We start from the raw sequence: 18,531 nt of genomic DNA, 5'->3' as shown, positions 1-18,531 counted from the left end.
TGTTTGCTCCGGAGCTCTTTTCATTTTGTTTTCGTGTCGAGGTTGGCTCTGATCGCAGCCATAGCTTTAGCATGCGATATTTTTGGACGATCGTCCTCCATGGCTTCTTTGACTTTGTTGCGAAACCACTCATCGTACGCTTCAGGGTCAGTTGTCAGGCCTACAGGAAGAGCACCTTCTTTTTCGACTCGGGTAAGTAGAATCCTTACCGCGTCTGAAATTGTGAGGCCGAAGTTTGCTAGGATCGCTGCAGCATTTTGCTTCAACTGATCGTCAATACGCACATGAAGCATTGAACTTTGAGTGCTCATCTTAGTCTCCTTGTTGCCTAAGAATGTATCTCATTTGAGATACGAAGGCAAGGAGAAATGTCGAATAGCATCTAAAGGTTCCAAGCTGAAATGGTCGGCCTCAGCCTCAGACTGCGGCTCCATGTTGAAAGTAGGCCCTACTCCGCCAGCCCCGCGGGCGGAAGTGGCCGGATGGAATCGAAGCCGTTCCTGCATTGAAACGCCAAGCGAAGGAGGCGAGGGGAGGGTGTCTCACTACAAAGCTGACTTCCTCCGATCCGAGGTATGTAACAATTGGTGGATTTCGTACTAGCGGTATTGCACCAGTAATGGTGGAGTGCCCATATTTAGATCGACCTTCAGTATGCTTCCGCCGGCGGTATTGCCCAGTGACGGTCGCTTGGAGCTACTGCTAGTTCGAGACTACATGCCCGTAGATCTACTACAGAGGCCTCGGCAACCCGAGGCTCCTGTTTCTAATTTCGAACAGCACAGGACCCGGCTATGGCTGCAAATCTTACTTTCTATCCAGTAGGTAACGGGGATATGGCACTTGTCACCCTCGACAACGGCCAGAATATTCTCATCGATATCAATATTCGTGCGTCGGCGGATGGTGAGGACGAGGATGTTCATGACGTCGCGCAGGATCTTAAGGACCGGTTGCCACGAGACGATGAGGACCGGCCATACGTTGATGCCTTTCTCGTCTCGCATCCGGACGCGGACCACGTTAGCGGGTTGCGCAACCACTTCCATCTTGGGGCTCTAGACGAATATCCGGACGAAGAGGACAAAGACCGGATAGTGATCCGGGAAATGTGGTCTTCCCCGATCGTATTCCGCCGCGCGAATTCGCAGCACAAGCTATGTGATGACGCAAAGGCCTGGGCAACGGAGGCGAGGCGGCGCGTTAATTTGTTTAAGGAAAAAGGCATGGATGGTACGGATAGCGGCGACCGTATCCTGATCCTTGGCAAAGACCGTGACGGCAAGACAGACGACATCATGGATATCGTTGTACTACAGGACGAACTAATCACCGCCGCCAATCGAGAGGAAGACGGGCAGTTTGAGGCCCGTCTTCTGGCTCCCATCTATATTGATCCGGACCAGGAGGACGCCGAAGAACTGATTGATTTGCTCTCGAAGAACAACTCATCGGTGATCCTGCGGTTCGCGATCATGGCCGACGGAACGGAGGATGCGTGCCGATTCCTTTCTGGTGGGGATGCAAGCGTTGCGATCTGGGATCGCCTCTGGCAGCGGCACAAGGACAGCAACTCGGACTGGCTTAGCTATGACGTTATGGAGACACCGCATCATTGCTCCTGGCGGACACTGAGCCATGATCGATGGTCGGAAATGGGCGAGGATGTGAAGGTCTCGCCAGACGCTCGCAACGCGCTATCGCAGTGCCGGGAGGGCGCGCACATCGTGGCCAGCTCCAACCCGATCAAGAAAGAAGAGCCTAACCCTCCGCATGAGCGCGCCAAGCGCGAGTACGTCTCAATTACATCCGCCGACCGTTTCCATTGCACGGAAGAGTTCTGGGAGAAAAACTCACGCCCGATCGAGTTTACGATCTCCCATCAGGGCCCTTCATTTAGTCATCGGGTTGCGGCGAAGAAGGTCGCAGCGGCAATTGGTATTTCGGCAATTCCCACTGTGGCTCGAGGCCATGGCTCACGGGATGGCGAGTAATACGATATGGCAGAGGCTGATATGCGACGACACGCGGAGCATTTCCTGCGTGTCGTTGGCGGCTATCCCTACGTCAGCAATGCTGGCATAGCCTTTGTTGGCGAGAATGAGGCAGTTTTGGCTCTGGAGCTCGCGGTCGAGCTGCCCAATGGCGCCCGCCTTGCGGGTCGTAGCGAAACGGGCGTACGAGCGGTCGAACCAGTCGAGGTAGTACTGCAAACCGGCTATCCAGGACGATGCCCATCGTTTCGCCTTCGTCATGACTTCCCGGTCATGCCGCACTTGGCGCCGAGTGATGGCAAATCGCTGCCTGTGCCGTGCCTCGTCGACGGCTCACCTGACGAATTCTTTACCCAGCACGACCTAGTCGACGCGGGCATCATGGCGATCGTCGATCAGATGTGCATCTGGTTAAAACGAGCGGCTACTGGGCGCCTTTCCAATGCAAAGCACGGGTGGGAACCGCTCAATCGAGCTGCTGTACTGGGTACGATCTTTATCGACCGCGAACACATCCTTGGCGAGCGCATTCGCAAAGACGCAGGTTGCGTCTGGCTGCGCTCCCGCTATCTCGAAAAGCTTTACAGAGCTGAGGAGGAAACACCTGGATTTTGGGTCAGCAACGATTTGGCTCCCAGTCTTGCTGCCTTGGAACAAACATTCCCCTTCGAGTTCGAGACGCGGAAAGATCCCGGCCGCACTGTCGCTGCTGTGCTTTGGCCCAGTCAGAAAGCAGTTAGTAAGGATCTTTTAGCCGATGATGTCACCACCTTAGGTCAGCTTGAGGCTCGAGCTGACCTCTACGGCATGGGGGACCAGCTTCGCCACTTCGTAAAAGATCTTGAGCGGCGTTTCGAAGCTATGTGGGTTTCGGCGCCTCTCCCGGTAGCAGTAGTCCTCTGCGTACGCAGGCCTTTCGTGCTGATGGGTAGAAGCTCGAGCATCGAGTGCGTAGCGTACTCATTGAATGTCCACCGGCCGAGATCGGACAATCCCTCTCCAGCGTTGCGCCCAGACATCCCCGTCTTCCCTTTGCGGCAGGTTGACATGCCCTCCCAAGGGTTATTCCGGAGCATGAGCGGTGCATTGGCGATCCCGAATACGAGCATCATTGGCTGCGGGAGCGTTGGATCCAAAGTTGGGATGCACTTAGCGCGCACTGGAGCGCGCATCCTCGCCGTAACAGACAGCGCCTTTCTACAGCCGCATAACATGGCGCGTCATGCTCTGGCGCGAAGTCCGTTCCCGCAGTTCAAGGCACCTGAGCTCGCGTATGAGCTGGGGAGGCTTGGCGCTACCACCAGATCGTTCATAGGAGACATCATTCCTGCGCTCGACGAGCCGGATGACCTGCTTCGTGCCGTTCCAACCCAGTCGGGGCTACTGGTAAACACCACGGCCTCGCGTCTTGTGCGGGAAGCCTTGTCGGGCTGCGCCGGGGGAAGGATAAAAGCCAGGGTAGCCGAGGTAACACTGTTTGGCCGCGGCGACGGCGCGTTCGTTTTCGCAGAAGGTCCCTTAGGCAATCCTTCTCTGTCGCAGCTAGAGGCGAGCCTCTACGCTACCGTTACCAAGCGCGAACGGCAGCTGCTATTCGATCCAACACATGGGCTTACGCAGGTGCAGATCGGAGACGGATGTGGTTCCCTGACCATGCCTATGACAGATGCAAGGCTTTCAGCCATGACAGCCATGGCAACCGAAGAGCTTTGCCGGATGGTTGGGATTGAGGCGTCTGTTGGAGGGCAGATCGCGATCGGCGTCAGAGACCGTACCGGACTATCTACCAATTGGCGCAGGATAGCGGTTCCCGCCTTCCACAACGTCAAGGTTGAGGGGGGTGACTGGAGCCTCGATATTGCAGACGATGTCGTCCGCTTGATCCGCAAGGAGATCGCTACGTATCCCACTGCCGAAACCGGAGGTTTGCTCATCGGCACCTGCAACTCGCGCCTTCGCAAAATAACTGTCGTAGGTACTCTTCCGGCGCCCGAAGACAGCAAGCGTAGCGCTACCTCGTTCGTGCTCGGCACCAAAGGGCTGAAGAAGATGATCAGTCAGCGATTTCGCGACAGTGGCGGCAGTCTTTTCGACGTTGGCACGTGGCACAGCCATCTATCCGATCAGGGAGCATCTGCACTTGATTGGCACACCGCAAACTCACTCGCTCGAGAGCGGCCTCCGCCAGCGGTACTGCTTATTTCCACCCCACTTCGTTTCCTTGCCATAACAGGCACGAGCAGTCATTGACCATGGATTTTCTCGACATGTATGCCGTAAAGGCACGGCTCTTCCCAGCTATCCTCGCAGTGGCGCCAGCCCTCATACTATGCCTGCTCTGTGCAAGCTGGGTTGATCCCGGCCTGCCTGAAGCGCTCGCAACGGTGGCGGTAGGGGTTCTTTTTTTCGCTGGCGCGAATTTGGCAAGGCGATTTGGCATAGCTAAGGAACGGGAGATCTTTGCAAGCACTGGAGGACGTCCGCGGAATACGGAGCTTACGCATAGTGACTCTACACTGCCAGCTAGCCAGCGCGACCGTTACCGTACCTACGTAGCGGGCCAGCTTGGTCTTCCGGCCCCTACGAAGGAGGGCGAGGAGAAGGATCCTATCGCTTCGCAGGCCTTCTACGACCAAGCCTATACCTGGCTGCGTGAGAGCACGCGAGACACGCAGACTTTCAATCTGCTTTTCAACGAGTTGATCAGCTACGGCTACTACCGAAATCTTCTCGGTCTAAAGCCGGTTGGCATCGCCCTGAACCTTCTGTCGTTTGGGGCAGCTGCGGCGATCGTTTGGTATCAGCCTACTTTTGCCTCCCTTAGCACAGGCAAGCTAGTGTTTCTGTGCGCTCTGTCGGCGGTCCACCTCCTCTATTTCCTTTTTGGCGTGACAAGGAAGGCGATGTTGGACGCATCGGCGATATACGCTCGACAGTTGGTCTTGAGCACAGAGCTGCTCATTAAGCAGGGCTGAGCTTGCGATCAAAGCGCGTCCTTCAAGCTAGTGCGGCGACACAGGCCGGCTTGCACTCGGTCAAAGTGACGACGGGAGGAGGGAAGCCACATGAGAGAGCTATAGGCGAATACCATTAGCCGGCTAATGAAAATGGCGTAAGAGTTATTATGGAACTTGAAGACTGACCATCAGCCAAGCTTGTCCGTGAGGCTTTCTCCGTCCCTTGTTCATAAGCCCGTGCCATCTAAGCCAACACCAAGACGAAAAGGCAGATTGTCCTTGTCTGCTGCTTAAGGCGGCACAGATGGAACTCCCTGTCGGGAGCCATCTTCACGATCATCCTGGAAGGCAATCATCTCTCCAGTTTCCTTGATGACGCAACCATTACGACGGCTACGCATGCACCATGCCATGGGCTCGCAGTCCTTACCGCTGCAGCGGAGCTCGCGAAAAGAAAGGTTACGAACCGAGAGGTGGCTGCATGGGAGTCGAGGCTCCAGCCGCTTCCCGCTGTCGCTAGATTGCATGTGTCAGTCATTGCATCTCCTCTCGAAACACTGGCTACGTCGCTTGGAGTCCAAAATGGAAGCGACCCTGCATCACAACTCGGCGAACCCGGGACGCAGTGTAGATCAGGCTATTGACCTTCCCATTGCTGTAAGCCTCATGTTTGATTAGCAACACCCAGAGGAGATTTAGATGTACGAATTCGACATTCCGAACATGACCTGCGGCCATTGCGCCGGAACCGTGAAGAAGGCGATCGAGCAAGCCGATCCGGCCGCGAGTGCGATGATCGATGTCGGCAGCAAGAAGGTGAAGGTTGAGTCTTCTGTTGCGCCTGAAGCCATCGCCGCAGCCATCGTGGAAGCGGGCTATCCCACGACCTTCAAGTCGGTCTGACGGAGTAGCTCGACGGCTCTAACCCCTCCTTGCGCATTTTTCTAATATGGCGGGACGAAAGAAAACTTTCCGACTCAACCCGATGCTTGGTGCGCCATCGGGCCACCCTCCCCGAACACGACTGCCACGCGCGACACGCCGCCAGGCCAAACTTGCGTTTGTCGTCGTGGGCTTCATCATTGCCTGCGCGCTCGCACTCACGATGACGTTCGTCAGGGCGGTCCGGGGCATATAGGTCAGGGCTTCCTGTACTTCGCATGACAGCTCGTGCAGGTCTGAAGCATGAGATGGTAAGCGTGCTCAGCGGGCACCGCGGACGCGTCGTGGGATGGATCGAGCTTTCGTCCAAACGGACTGCCGATTAGCGTGCTGCTCATCCGCGTGTCTGGTCCAAGCTCGACCGCATTCTGATCTGCCGCGGAAGACAGGGCCGAAGCGTAGATCTGGAGATCATGGGCTAGCTTTTCGAACTCGCCGGCCGATGACGCAATCGCTCCCGCATTGGCTTTCGAGTCCGGCTGCTGCTCGCCTTGGAAGCTGTCGATAAGGTGGTCGCCCGCTCTTCTCCGGATGACTTCCGCCGCCGACTTGAACTCTTGCTGGCTGTAGGGCCGCTTGCCGCTGAACAGCTCTCCAACAGCCCTGGCCGCCTCCGCCATCGCCTTCATGTCGAGCTGCCGTTCCCATGCAGGTGCGGCCAAAACACCACCTGTCAGGATGAAGACGAACGCCGTTGCGAAGCACGTGATCCTGCACCAGGTCATGCCCGTTGCTCCTGTGGGAGCGTTTCGCGAAGCCGCCATCCCTTGACCACGCCGTAGACAGCCGGGATCACAGCGAGCGTCAGGACGGTCGACGAGATCATGCCCCCGATCATGGGGACTGCGATACGCTGCATGATCTCTGAGCCGGTCCCGGTGCTCCAGAGGATGGGCACGAGTCCGGCCATGATGGCGACGACGGTCATCATCTTGGGGCGAACCCGTTCGACCGCGCCGACGACGATGGCCCGGTGCAGGTCCCCGCGCGAAAGCGTTCGGCCTTCCTCCGCACAGCGACGGCGTTCCTCTTCCAAGGCTTGGTCGAGATAAATGAGCATGATCACTCCCGTTTCGGCGGCGACGCCCGCCAGCGCTATGAAGCCGACCGCGACGGCGACCGACAGGTTGAACCCGAGCCACCACATCATCCAGATTCCGCCGACGAGGGCGAAGGGCAGCGACAGCATGACGATGAGGGTTTCCGTCACGCGTCGGAAGTTGAGGTAGAGCAGCAGGAAGATGAGGGCCAGCGTCAGGGGCACGACGAGCGCGAGGCGGGCCTTGGCGCGCTCGAGGTATTCGAACTGGCCGCTCCATCCGAGCGAGTAGCCCGTCGGCATCGCGACGGACTTCTCGACGGCGGCCTTCGCGTCTGCGACGTATCCCCCGAGATCGCGTCCCGCGATGTCGACGAAGACGTAGACTGCGAGCTGGCCGTTCTCGGTCCTGATGGAGGTCGCTCCCCGGTTCCGCTCGACGCGGGCGACCTGGCCCAGGGGGACGGCGCCGCCGCCGGAAAGGTCGACCTGGACGTCGCGGGCGATCGCATCCGGATCGCTGCGGTAGTCACGCGGATAGCGTATGGCCACCGAATATCTCTCCCGGCCCTCCACGGTGGCCGTCAGCATCTGCGATCCGAGCGCCATGCCGACGACGTTCTGCACGCTGTCCACCGTCAGTCCGTAGCGGCCGAGGGCCGCCCTGTCGGGCACGATGTCGAGGTAGTATCCGCCGATGACGCGCTCGGCATATGCGGAGGACGTGCCCGGCACGGTCTTGAGAACGGTTTCGATCTGTCTTGCGATCTTCTCCATCTGCGTCAGGTCGCTGCCGAACACCTTGACGCCTACCGGCGTCCTGATCCCGGTCGAGAGCATGTCTATGCGAGCCCGGATCGGCATCGTCCATGCGTTCGAGACCCCCGGAAACTGCAGGGCGGCGTCCATCTCCTGCTTCAGCGTGTCCGCCGTGACACCGGGCCGCCATTGATTTTTGGGCTTCAGGGTGATGATGGTCTCGAACATTTCGGTCGGCGCGGGATCGGTCGCGGTGAGGGCCCTGCCCGCCTTCCCGAATACGGTCTCGACCTCTGGGAACGACTTGATGATCCTGTCCTGCACCTGCATGAGTTCGGCCGCCTTCGTGACGGAAAGTCCGGGCAACGTCGTCGGCATGTACATCAGCGTGCCCTCGTCGAGGCTGGGCATGAACTCGGTGCCGAGCTGGCGGGCCGGCCAGACCGTGACGGCGAGAGCGGCCACGGCGACCAGGATCGTCAGGGTCTTCGCTCGCAGCACGCCGCTTATGATCGGCCGGTAGAGCCAGATCAGCATGCGGTTCACCGGGTTCCTGTGCTCAGGCATGATCCTGCCGCGCACGAACACCACCATCAGAGCCGGGACCAGCGTCACCGACAGGATCGCGGCGGCCGCCATGGCGAATGTCTTGGTGAAGGCGAGAGGCCCGAACAGCCTGCCCTCCTGGGACTCCAGCGTGAAGATCGGCAGGAACGAGACGGTGATGATCAGGAGGCTGAAGAAGAGCGGAGGTCCGACTTCGGAGGCCGCCTCGATGAGGACGTCCACGCGGCTCTTCTCGGGCGGAGCACGTTCGAGATGCTTGTGGGCGTTCTCGATCATGACGATGGCGGCGTCGATCATCGCCCCGATGGCGATGGCAATCCCGCCCAGGCTCATGATGTTCGCGCCTATCCCCAGCAGCCGCATCGCCATGAATGCCATGAGGATGCCGACCGGCAGCATGATGATCGCCACCAGGGCGCTGCGGACATGCATCAGGAACACGATCGTCACCAGGGCGACGACGACGGATGCCTCCAGCAAGGTTCCCTTCAGCGTCTCGATCGCCGCCTCTATCAGGCGCGAGCGGTCGTAGACGGGGACGATTTCCGTGCCTTCCGGCAGGCTGGCCTTCGCCGCGTCGATGCTCTTTCTGGTGTTTTCGATGACGGTCAGCGCGTTCGAGCCGTACCTTTGAAGCACGATGCCGCCGGCCACCTCGCCGTCGCCGTTCATCTCCGTGATGCCGCGGCGCTCGTCCGGAACGATCTCGACTGCGGCGACGTCCGCCACGCGGAGCGGAACGCCTGCCTCCGACCTGAGCACGATGTTTCCGATATCGGAAGCGCCCTGAAGGTAACCCCTTCCACGGACCATGTATTCAAACTCCGAAAGTTCGACGGTGCGGCCTCCGACGTCGCGGTTGCTCGCCTTGATGGCGGAAGCGACGGCGTCCAGCGTTATGCCCTGCGCCTTGAGGCGTACGGGATCGACCACGACGGAGTACTGCTTGACGAAGCCGCCGACGCTCGCCACTTCGGCGACGCCTTCGGACCGGGAAAGGGCGAACTTCACGACCCAGTCCTGGAGCGAGCGCAGCTCGGCGAGCGACATCTCCTTCGCGACGACGGCGTACTGGTAGACCCAGCCGACGCCCGTCGCGTCGGGCCCCAGCGTCGGCGACACGTCGCCTGGCAGGCGGCCGGCGGCGGCGTTGAGGAACTCGAGGACGCGGCTGCGCGCCCAGTAGGGATCGGTGCCGTCCTCGAAGATCACGTAGACGAAGGAGACGCCGAAGAAGGAGAAGCCGCGCACCACCTTCGATTTCGGGACGGTCAGCATGGAGCTCGTCAGCGGATAGGTGACCTGGTCCTCGACCACCTGCGGTGCCTGGCCGGGGTATTCGGTGTAGACGATGACCTGCACGTCCGAGAGGTCGGGGATTGCGTCGAGGGGAAGCGTCCGCAGCGCGTGCACGCCCCCGGCCACGGCCAGGGCCGCAAGCACGAAGACCAGCAGGAGGTTGCGGGCGGACCACGAAATGACACTTGCGATCATGGCTGCACGTCTCCGGCGGAGAGCGAGTTCAGGGCGGAGTTAAGGTTGCTTTCGGCGTCGAGCAGGAAGTTAGCCGAAACCACGACGCGGTCGCCCTCCGAAATCCCCGTCTTCACCTGCACCCTGGACGGTCCGCGCGCGCCGAGCGTTACGTCCCGAGGTTCGAACCTGCCCTCGCCCTTGTCGACGAACACGATCCGTCGCGTTCCCGTGTCGACGACCGCGTCGTTCGGAACCGAGAGGACAGGATCGGACGGACCCCTCTCGATCCGGACGTCGCCGAACATGTTGGCGAGAAGCAGCCCGTCCGGGTTGGGCACCCGTATGCGGACCTTCGCGGTCCGCGTCTGGTCGCGTATCTCGGGATACACGAGTTCCACGGTGCCAGTGACATGCCCGCCCGGATGGGCGGCGACCTCGACCGTGGCGGCGGCCCCGACTGCTATATCCCGGAGTTGGCTTTCCGGGACGTCGGCGACAACCCAGACGTCCGAAGTGTCGGCGATCCTGAAGAGCACGTCCCCCGGTTCGGCCATCGCCCCCGGCACGGCGTTGCGCTCGACGACGACGCCGTCGGTGGGGGCGTCGAAGGTCATCTTCGTGGGAACCTTCCGGTCGCGCCGGATCGCCTCAATCAGGCTTTCGGAGGCGCCGAGGTTGCGGAGCCGCAGCGCGCTTCCGGCGGTGTCGCCGCCGCTGGAGACGACGTTGGCGAACTCCGACGCGGCCGTGGCGAGTTCCTTCGAGTAGAAGCGGAAGAGAGGGTCGCCCTTCCTGACGCGGCTGCCGGAGGTGACGTCGGCCACGTCTTCGACGAAGGCGTCCGCGCGCATGCTGACCGCGCGGATACGGCGGTCGTCGAACGCCACGACGCCGGGCGCGCGGACCGTCTGCCGCAGCACCTCGACCGTGGCCGGCGCGGTCTTCACTCCGGTGCGCTGGAGCTTGCCCAGAGCGACCCGGACGTCGGAGCCGCCGTCGGACTCGCCCTCGTAGACGGGAATGTAGTCCATCCCCATCGAATCCTTCTTGGGCACCTTCGATACATCGGGCAGCCCCATGGGGTTGCGGTAGTAGAGGATCGTCCGTCCCCCGCCCGTCTTCTCGACTCCGGCCGTCTCCTGGTCTCCGGTCCTCTGGGAAGCCGTCTCATCAGCCGGAGGAGCGTCCGCGAAGCTGACGTCCTCGCTCGCACGCACGGCAAGGAAGTCGCGCCCGTCGGACGTTTCCGCGGGCGACGGCGACCATTTCGGTTCGCCGTCGGGATGGCGGTAGTAGACGACGGGTCCGGTTCCGGCGGCCTGGGCGGGAGAGGTCTCGGCTTCCGTCGCGATGAAAACTAGGCGGACGACGCCGTGCAGATCGATCCGGCCGGCGCCGAGCAGATACCCTCCCCCGCCGCCGATGGCGAGGGAGGATGCGACGAGCAGTAATGTCGCGGTCTTCACTGGAGCGCCTTCAGCACGAGTTCGCCCTGCACCGTCTGGGGCTCGCCCTGGACCTTTGCGGCGACCTTGAAGCGCCAGCCTCCCGCCATCGAGAGATTGGTCCTGAAGCGGTAGACGCCCGGCTCCTGCTCTGAAAGCCCTTCGACGGAGGTGGTCATCATCTCCATGCCGTCGGGGGCCATGTCCATGCGGGTGGTGAAGATGACCGCGCGCGGCACGGGAGAGCCCGTGCGCCTGTCGACGAGCCTGACGGCGACCTCGGCCTGCGGGCCGTGCTTCACCTCGGAAGCGACGAGCTGGAACTCGTAGTCCGCGGCGCCTGCGAGGACGCCTGTCGCGGGCGCGGCGAGGAAGGCGAGCGCGGCGAGCGCCGCGCGGTAGGATGTTCTGTTGTTCATGATTCGGATCCCGACGTGTGCGAGGCACACTTGATTGCACGCGCCGACGCTCGTCCGCCGGAACGGAAGCATCGGCAATTCGATCAAGACGCAATCAGGCGCTCGGCGGTCTCGGGGGCGGCTCCACCAGCGCGGACGCGAGGTCGGTCTCCTGGTGGATCAGGTATGACAGCGGCAGGGCGTATGCGACCGGGTCGCCGCCGGAGAACGGCCCGCTGGCGACGATCGCAGTCGAGCAGACGAGCGCCAGCGGACAGGTCTTCATGCAGTCCGGCATCTGGGGAGTTTCGGCTTTCGGACAGCAGTCCATGTCGGCCATCGCCGGCGAGCCGGACGACTGCTCCCTCGTGTCCATGTCCGTGCCCATGCCCATTGTCGCGTCCGGGGACTGCATGGATGCGGACGAAGCCATCGCGGCCGCAGCCGTCGCCACGGCCGCAGGTCCGATCAGGACCGCGACCATCGCGAGCGTGCACAGGACGCGCTGGAGGAGCAGGACAGGCTTCATGCGCCGATTGTTGCACGAGGCCGGCCATGTTGTGAAGTGGCCCAAGGCGACCGACGTCTGGCCGCCTCCGGCCATAGCCCCGAACGGCCGGAATTCAGCCGTTCGGTATGACCGCCTGAAATCAGGCCGCCATCTTCTCGCAGCTATCGGCGCACTTCCGGCAGGCGTCGACGCAGCTCTGCATGTCCCCGACGCGCTCGCAGTCGTCGGCGCACTGCCGGCAGATCTCCGCGCACTCCCTGCAGGTATGCCTATGGTGCTCGGTCCCGATCAGCATGAAGTGGGCGGAAGTCCGGCACATTTCGGCGCATGCCATCATGAGCTTGAAGTGCTTCGGCTCGACGTGCTTCCCGCCCATCTCCAGGCAGTGGCCCATCGCCATCGACAGGCATTCGCGGTAGCACGCGAGGCAGTTGTCGATGCATTCCTTCATCTGCGAAGACATGTGGTGCATCACTTCGCCTCCTTCTCGACCCAGGCGGTCAGTTCCTTGATCTCCTTGGTCTGGTCATCGATGATCTTCTGCGCCTTGGCCTTCGTCTCGGCGTTGTCGCCATATTTCAGCTCGACCTGGGCCATGCTGATCGCTCCCATGTGGTGGGCGATCATTCCGCAGGCGAAGGACACGTCCGGATCCTTCTTCATCATCCCCTGCATCATGTTCATGTTCATGGCCTTCATGCCGTCCATCGACTCCTTCTGGTAGTCGGTCATGTCAGCCATCTGCATGTTGTGACCTTGCATGGCCATGTCGCCGCCCGAGGACATGTCGGACTTGCACTTGTCGGGATAGGCCATCGCCGACTGGGCGGACGCCGGAGCGGCGATCGCGAAGGTCCCTGCGGAGAGCAGCGAGGCGGCGAGTACGGTCTTCAATACGTTGTTCATCTTGAACTCCTGTTTCGTGAGGTTGTCTTTGGTAGGTCTTCGGCGGTTCACGAAACTGCGGATCGTGGAGGCGGATCGATCGAAGTCACGAGGAGCAGAGGCTGCTCGACCTTGAGCACGGGATGATGCTGGTGACGGATGGCGACAGGGACGTCGGGCGCTGGCAGGCACGGCAGCATGGGACAGCAGTGCGTGGCGTCGCAGCAGCCCTGCGGGACCTCGGCGCCTCGATGCTGGCCGACGGCGTTTGCGGCGTGCGTCACATGGCACGTTTCGGATGATGCGCGTGCAGGACTTATGGCGAACAGGTTCAGCACCACCACCGCCACGGCAAAGGCGCAGAAAACCGACCTGGGGCCAATCTTGAAAATCATCAGGCGCTCCCGAAAACTGCTCCGGAAACACCGCTAAGGGGATAAAGTTCCAAGAAGGCGCGCCTGCGCAGCGCCATTCTTCCGTCAACGATCTCTGCAGGAAACTCTTTTCCACTGGACGGATGTGAGGTCGATTCGTCTCTCTAAATTAACTATTTCTTGAATATGACAAATAATAATCGACAACTGTGACATTTATGACATTCTCCCGCCACATCGGAATCGGATGAACCCGCTGCGGCGGCGGAGACAGGAACCAGCTCTTGAAAATCGATCTGAAGAAGGAACTGAGGCGCGTGGCGTCCTGGATGATCCCTTGTACGGACTCTCGTCTTGCCTCCGGTCTGCTGGCCGGCTGTCTTCTGACGCTTCTAGGATCGGCGGGCGTCGCCGCCGCCGAGGAACGGACGCTGAAGCTCTACTCCGGACACACGGGCGAGCGGGCCGTTATCACATACAAGAGGAACGGCGTCTTTGACCAGGCGGGCCTGAGCCAGCTCAACCAGTTCCTGCGCGACTGGCGCGCGGACAAGAGCATCAAGATGGATCCCCGTCTCTTCGACATCGTCTGGGACGTCTACAGGCGCAGCGGCGCGACCGACTACATCAACGTCGTCTCCGGCTACCGCTCCCCGAACACGAACGCGATGCTGCGCACGCGTTCGGCCGGCGTGGCCAAGGAAAGCCAGCACACCCAGGGCAAGGCGATGGACTTCTTCATCCCCGGCGTGAAGCTCGCGACGCTTCGTGCGCTGGCGATGCAGGAACAGGGCGGCGGCGTCGGCTACTACCCGACCTCCGGCTCACCCTTCGTCCACGTGGACGTGGGCGGCGTCCGGGCGTGGCCGCGGATGAGCCGCCAGGAGCTCGTCCAGCTCTTCCCGAACGGCAAGACCCTTCACATCCCGAGCGACGGCAAGCCGCTCCCCGGATACGAGACCGCGGTCGCCGAATACAAGCGCAAGGGCGCCGGCCCGGCGGTCGAGATCGCCAGCTTCGGCGGGGCCAAGCGCAAGGGCGGCTTCCTTGCCGCCCTGTTCGGAGGAAACGATTCCGAGGAAGAGGACGACGTCGCGGAAACCACCGTGGCGACGACCGCCAAGCGCACGCCGCAGCCCGCCAAGGCCGCGGAGGCCGTCGCGGTCGCATCCGCGGAGCCGGCCGAGAAGTTCACCGCTCCGGTTCCGGCCAGGCGTCCTGAAGCCACAACGCTCCTGACCGCGCTGCGTCCGACGACGCCGACCGAGCACGAGGTCTTCGCCGCCGTGACCACGGCCGCGGCAGGCAAGGTCGAGGAGCCGGCCGGATTCGAGGATCTTGCCGGCTACAGGATCCCGGTTCCGGTCTTCGCCTCCCGCCCCGCCCAGGCCGACAAGGTGATTACGGCGTCGACCTCGCGCTCTGCAGAGATCGTACAGGCGTCGGCGGCATCGGCAGCGCTGCCGCGCGGGGAGCTTGCGGCCGCGCTCGCCGCGCCTCCTGAAATGAACCCCGTTGCGAAGACGTCCTTCAGCGCAAGCTACACGACCGGGTATCCGGCGCAGAAGGACTCGAGGCCCGTCGCGGCGGCGGCCTCGTTCGATTTCGGTCGCTTCGGCGACGCTCTGTGAAGCGGCGGGCCGCTAGCTGATTTAGGCCGCAGGAGCGGGGAAGATGATCCGCACTCTCAGGCCGGGGGCGTTGTCCGAGAGCTCGATCCTGGCATCATGCAGTTCGCAGATCGCCTTCACCATGCTCAGGCCGAGACCTGATCCCTCGGTTGTCCTGCTCTTCTCGAGGCGGTAAAAACGTTCGAGCACCCTGAGGCGCTCCGCCTCTGGAATGCCCGGGCCGTTGTCGCTGACGCAGAGGGCAGCACCCTGCTCATGTCGCTCCACCTCCAGGAGAATATGGCTTCCGTCAGGCGTGTGACGCATTGCATTGGCAAGCAGGTTCGTCAGCATCTGCCTGATCAAGTCGGGGTCGCCTCGAATCCAGCACGCTTCTTCAGGTGTTTTGGTGCTAAAGATATTCCCCTCTTCCGATGCGATGACCTCGTACGTCTCTTGGATGTCACGGACGAGATCGGCTAGGTTGACCTCTACAAACTTCGCCCTCCTGCTTCTGGACTCGATCTGGGCGATGCGCAGAAGCGCATCGAAGGTGCCAGCAAGCGTTGACAGCTCCTGAAGCGCCGCCGCAACGGCAGTTTTCACTTCCTCGGCGTCTTCCTGGTTCAAGGCATCGTCGAGCGCGAGGAAGACCCGCCCGATCGGAGTCTTGAGATCATGAGCGATGTCCGTGGTCACCTGCTTCAGTGCGGTGACACTGGCTTCCAGCCTGCCGAGGGCGACATTCACTTCAACGGACAGCACATCGATCTCGTCCATACGTGACGATACAGGCAGTCGCCGGGACAACTCGCCATGGCCAATCGCCTGGGCGGTTTGCGTCAGGGCGAATATCCGGTTGCGCGCACGATACCTGAGCACTGCCGCCCCAAGCAGGCCAACGGCAAACACAATGGCAGTCGTCCATCCAAAGCTGAGGAGCACGATCCTGGCCAACTGTTCCGTGTCGCCCTCGCTCGTTCCGACAATCAGATCGCTCTCGCCGAGTTGACCCTTGTAGAGCTTGTATCCCGTCACTCCCTCGTGCTGGCTGTCTGGCGGAAGGTAGGAGAAGCCGTTTGGGACGTTTGTGAGAGCAGCATTGCCCGCCACAACCTTCCCCCTCCCATTTTGGAGCGTATAGATCGTTTCCTGGCCCCTGATTGCCGGGCCGTGGCTGTTGATCATGTCGATCGCACCCGAAACGCCACGGGTTGAAAACGCCGACTCGATCTCGCGGTAGCGCTCCATGACGGCGGCCACGAGACGGTCGTCGAGATAGCCAAGCACCATCTGGTAGGCAATGACGTTCGCCCCAAGGTAAGCCAGGACGAACAGCGAACTGTAGATGATGGCGAGCCTGACGGCCGTGCTTTTGAAGAAACTACCGCCGCGCATGGAGAGAATAACCGGTATTGCGGACGGTATGTAGCAACGGGAAATCGAAAGGTCTGTCGATCTTGGCCCGCAACCTGCTGACATGGGTTTCTACCACTGAGCTTTGCGGGTCGAAGTTGAAGTTCCAGATTTTCTCCAGCAGCATTGTCTTGGTCAGCACCCTGCCCTCGTTACGCATGAGAAGCTCCAGTAGAGCAAACTCGCGCGGTAGCAGATCGAGCGGAGTGCCAGCTCGGTCCGCAGTGCGCTTGACCAAGTCAATCTCAAGATCGCCCACCCTGAGCTTGGTCTTTTCTGTAGATATAGGCGGTCGCCTGACGAGCGCATTGACCCTAGCTATCAGCTCCGAGAAAGCGAATGGCTTGACCAGATAGTCATCACCCCCGGCCTCCAGGCCCTCGACACGATCATCAACGCCGCTCATCGCTGTAAGGAAAAGCACAGGCGTACGGATCGAAGCCGCGCGAAGGCTCTTGACCATCGTCAACCCGTCGAGCCCCGGAATCATTCGGTCGACAACCATTACATCATAAGAAGCGTCGAAACCTGCGTTGAGGCCGTCTCTGCCGTCACGAAGCCAGTCTACGACATAGCCCGCTGACGTCATTCCCTTCGCGATGTATGTCCCGGTCTTCTCGTCGTCTTCAATGAGAAGGATTTTCATGTCGTATCCAGATGATTTCTTCACGGCACCCGAAGGCACTAATTCCGGCTTTGTTGCGGCGACGGCGCTTTTGCAAGTTTACAAAGATGTAAAGTGCCGGAAAGGTAGCTGACAATCCCGCAATCTAACTTCCTCATGCTGCACCTCCGCAGCGTACACAGAGGAAAAGATCATGAAGTTTCAGCTCGCCATCGCTTTCATAGCACTTGCTGCTGCCACCTCCAACGCATCAGCAAACGGTCCGATCAGCCCACGCGCATCTGACGTCGACAAGATTGTCCAGGGTCATGGGAACCCGGGCGACACGGCAAACGCGAAGTCGGACGCAGTTACATTCGAAGTTCTCGGCAATGGTTTGGTCAAGCGGACCAACACCAAATACGGCACAGTGTCCGTTTTCGATCCCGCCGAAGAACTCCGCAAGTCGCGCACCAATCGCTGATCTTGCGGCTCGCGCGAGAGCACCTGAACCCGCAGCCCAGAGGAGACTTACTGAAATGGTGACAACACGGTTCAAAACCGCCGCTGGTGCCCTGGTGAAGGTCCTTTCCCTGATGGTGGGACCGACTGCTTGGGCAGAGCATGAGAGAACCTGCCGCTCCGAAGGACCTAAGGCTTCTGGCCGAAGCTCCGAGATGGGTCGGATCCGGCTTTAACGATTGAAACAAGTCGAGCCCGCTGTGCTCAGAGCAGCGGGCCGCCGCCTTACAACCAGAAAGCGTTGTGGCAATGCCACACAAAGGACGCGAATACATGGTTAGAGATGGCAGCGATTGACAACCTTGAAGGCTCTGGCGATCCTCTTAGGCATGGGCGGGATGTTTCGAATCACATCTAGAGCATTGGCACTGCTGGTAAGACTGGTGATGGTTCTGTCACTGGCCGGGTACAGCTTTTCTGCCGTCAATGCCGCAATGCATCCCGATGCCTCTGTTCAAGTCTCGCAGTTGGATGAACATTCGTCTCACCACGGAGATGATCATGTCACTGTAAGTGACACAGGTCATCACGGTGACCAGCACGACCACAGCAAGCCGGGAAAATCGAAATCCTCCTGCTGTCAGGATTATTGTGGCGTGGCCGCAATCACCTGCCCCGGTTCCTTGATGTCCCATCCAGCGGTCATATCGATCCGCGAGTTCATTGACGACACGGACACTGTCGGCGAAGCGCCGAGCCTTCATCGCCCACCTAATATCTGAGAACTAGCACCCGCACGGCGGGGCTTGCTGTGCCTTTGCGCAACCATGCGCGGCGGCACAATCGCGAACTTATTCTCGGATTTTCACCATGAAACGTTTGTTCCTGTTGGTTGCCGTGCCGCTCGTCGTCAGCGGATGCGCTTCCACATTGCCCGAAGTCGTAGCTTCGGCCGACACCCCTGACACCGTGTCCGACGTCAGGCCCGTTCGGTATCAAAGCCCTATTGGCGGCTACACCCATCGTATGCCCGTTGATCCGAAGCCTTGGCGCAGCCTTAACGACGCCCAAGCGCCGAAGAAGGGATGACCA

19 protein-coding genes are annotated in these 18,531 nt (G+C 60.7%); 8 read left to right on the top strand and 11 right to left on the bottom strand.

What is annotated here, in order from left to right:
* Window positions 1-20: 20 nt before the first annotated feature.
* Window positions 21-311 (bottom strand): type II toxin-antitoxin system RelB/DinJ family antitoxin, encoded by a 291-nt coding sequence (locus FB009_RS26370; protein ID WP_145162229.1) that lies wholly within the window; start codon window positions 309-311, stop codon window positions 21-23.
* Between the two features lie 525 nt (window positions 312-836).
* On the opposite strand from FB009_RS26370, the gene FB009_RS26365 reads away from it, so the two are divergent.
* From FB009_RS26365 to FB009_RS26350, 4 genes are all read left to right on the top strand, one after another.
* Window positions 837-1,994 carry a ComEC/Rec2 family competence protein gene (locus FB009_RS26365; RefSeq protein WP_234888295.1) on the top strand — a complete coding sequence of 386 codons (1,158 nt, stop codon included), beginning with the start codon at window positions 837-839 and terminating at the stop codon, window positions 1,992-1,994.
* Between the two features lie 6 nt (window positions 1,995-2,000).
* The gene (locus FB009_RS26360; RefSeq protein ID WP_145162224.1) at window positions 2,001-4,244 is read left to right on the top strand and encodes a Mov34/MPN/PAD-1 family protein; all 2,244 of its coding nucleotides are present in this window, start codon (window positions 2,001-2,003) and stop codon (window positions 4,242-4,244) included.
* A 2-nt stretch (window positions 4,245-4,246) separates the two neighbouring features.
* The gene (locus tag FB009_RS26355) at window positions 4,247-4,969 is read left to right on the top strand and encodes a hypothetical protein (protein ID WP_145162222.1); all 723 of its coding nucleotides are present in this window, start codon (window positions 4,247-4,249) and stop codon (window positions 4,967-4,969) included.
* 681 nt (window positions 4,970-5,650) lie between these two features.
* Window positions 5,651-5,854, top strand: coding sequence for a heavy-metal-associated domain-containing protein (locus FB009_RS26350; protein WP_145162220.1), 204 nt, complete (start codon window positions 5,651-5,653; stop codon window positions 5,852-5,854).
* Window positions 5,855-6,090: 236 nt separating this feature from the next.
* Here FB009_RS26350 and FB009_RS26345 read toward each other — a convergent pair whose 3' ends face one another.
* The 8 genes from FB009_RS26345 to FB009_RS26310 all read right to left on the bottom strand — a co-directional run bounded on the left by FB009_RS26345 (window position 6,091) and on the right by FB009_RS26310 (window position 13,368).
* Window positions 6,091-6,618, bottom strand: coding sequence for a cytochrome c (locus tag FB009_RS26345; protein ID WP_186447679.1), 528 nt, complete (start codon window positions 6,616-6,618; stop codon window positions 6,091-6,093).
* Window positions 6,615-9,752: an efflux RND transporter permease subunit gene (locus FB009_RS26340; protein WP_145162216.1), complete on the bottom strand. Its 3,138-nt coding sequence runs from the start codon at window positions 9,750-9,752 to the stop codon at window positions 6,615-6,617. Before FB009_RS26340 ends, FB009_RS26345 begins: the two co-directional genes overlap by 4 nt.
* Window positions 9,749-11,200, bottom strand: coding sequence for an efflux RND transporter periplasmic adaptor subunit (locus tag FB009_RS26335; RefSeq protein ID WP_145162214.1), 1,452 nt, complete (start codon window positions 11,198-11,200; stop codon window positions 9,749-9,751). Before FB009_RS26335 ends, FB009_RS26340 begins: the two co-directional genes overlap by 4 nt.
* Window positions 11,197-11,598: a FixH family protein gene (locus tag FB009_RS26330; RefSeq protein WP_145162212.1), complete on the bottom strand. Its 402-nt coding sequence runs from the start codon at window positions 11,596-11,598 to the stop codon at window positions 11,197-11,199. The genes FB009_RS26335 and FB009_RS26330 overlap by 4 nt, the downstream gene beginning before the upstream one ends.
* Window positions 11,599-11,692: 94 nt before the next feature.
* Window positions 11,693-12,151 carry a hypothetical protein gene (locus tag FB009_RS26325; RefSeq protein ID WP_145162210.1) on the bottom strand — a complete coding sequence of 153 codons (459 nt, stop codon included), beginning with the start codon at window positions 12,149-12,151 and terminating at the stop codon, window positions 11,693-11,695.
* A gap of 76 nt (window positions 12,152-12,227) precedes the next feature.
* Entirely contained in the window at window positions 12,228-12,560 is a 333-nt protein-coding gene (locus FB009_RS26320) for a four-helix bundle copper-binding protein (RefSeq protein ID WP_145162208.1), read from the bottom strand.
* Window positions 12,560-12,982 carry a DUF305 domain-containing protein gene (locus FB009_RS26315; protein ID WP_408021741.1) on the bottom strand — a complete coding sequence of 141 codons (423 nt, stop codon included), beginning with the start codon at window positions 12,980-12,982 and terminating at the stop codon, window positions 12,560-12,562. Before FB009_RS26315 ends, FB009_RS26320 begins: the two co-directional genes overlap by 1 nt.
* 59 nt (window positions 12,983-13,041) lie before the next feature.
* Window positions 13,042-13,368 carry a hypothetical protein gene (locus FB009_RS26310; protein ID WP_145162204.1) on the bottom strand — a complete coding sequence of 109 codons (327 nt, stop codon included), beginning with the start codon at window positions 13,366-13,368 and terminating at the stop codon, window positions 13,042-13,044.
* A 263-nt stretch (window positions 13,369-13,631) separates the two neighbouring features.
* Between FB009_RS26310 and FB009_RS26305 the strand changes: the two genes are divergently transcribed.
* Window positions 13,632-14,978, top strand: a complete 1,347-nt coding sequence (locus FB009_RS26305; protein WP_234888294.1) for a DUF882 domain-containing protein — start codon at window positions 13,632-13,634, stop codon at window positions 14,976-14,978.
* 21 nt (window positions 14,979-14,999) lie between these two features.
* Here the strand turns inward: FB009_RS26305 and FB009_RS26300 are convergent, their stop codons facing one another.
* The gene (locus FB009_RS26300; protein WP_145162202.1) at window positions 15,000-16,355 is read right to left on the bottom strand and encodes a sensor histidine kinase; all 1,356 of its coding nucleotides are present in this window, start codon (window positions 16,353-16,355) and stop codon (window positions 15,000-15,002) included.
* Complete coding sequence (locus tag FB009_RS26295; RefSeq protein WP_145162201.1) at window positions 16,342-17,019, bottom strand: winged helix-turn-helix domain-containing protein; 678 nt, start codon at window positions 17,017-17,019, stop codon at window positions 16,342-16,344. Before FB009_RS26295 ends, FB009_RS26300 begins: the two co-directional genes overlap by 14 nt.
* 172 nt (window positions 17,020-17,191) lie before the next feature.
* On the opposite strand from FB009_RS26295, the gene FB009_RS26290 reads away from it, so the two are divergent.
* The 3 genes from FB009_RS26290 to FB009_RS26280 all read left to right on the top strand — a co-directional run bounded on the left by FB009_RS26290 (window position 17,192) and on the right by FB009_RS26280 (window position 18,528).
* Window positions 17,192-17,461: a hypothetical protein gene (locus FB009_RS26290; RefSeq protein WP_145162198.1), complete on the top strand. Its 270-nt coding sequence runs from the start codon at window positions 17,192-17,194 to the stop codon at window positions 17,459-17,461.
* A gap of 331 nt (window positions 17,462-17,792) precedes the next feature.
* On the top strand, window positions 17,793-18,221 hold the full coding sequence (locus FB009_RS26285; RefSeq protein WP_145162195.1) for a hypothetical protein: 429 nt from the start codon (window positions 17,793-17,795) through the stop codon (window positions 18,219-18,221).
* Between the two features lie 88 nt (window positions 18,222-18,309).
* The gene (locus tag FB009_RS26280) at window positions 18,310-18,528 is read left to right on the top strand and encodes a hypothetical protein (protein WP_145162192.1); all 219 of its coding nucleotides are present in this window, start codon (window positions 18,310-18,312) and stop codon (window positions 18,526-18,528) included.
* Window positions 18,529-18,531 lie beyond the last annotated feature (3 nt).

The organism is Sinorhizobium medicae, from assembly GCF_007827695.1.
Lineage (GTDB): Bacteria > Pseudomonadota > Alphaproteobacteria > Rhizobiales > Rhizobiaceae > Sinorhizobium > Sinorhizobium medicae.
The sequence above is the reverse complement of the archived record's forward strand: the minus strand, read 5'-3'. Positions and strand labels throughout refer to the sequence as shown.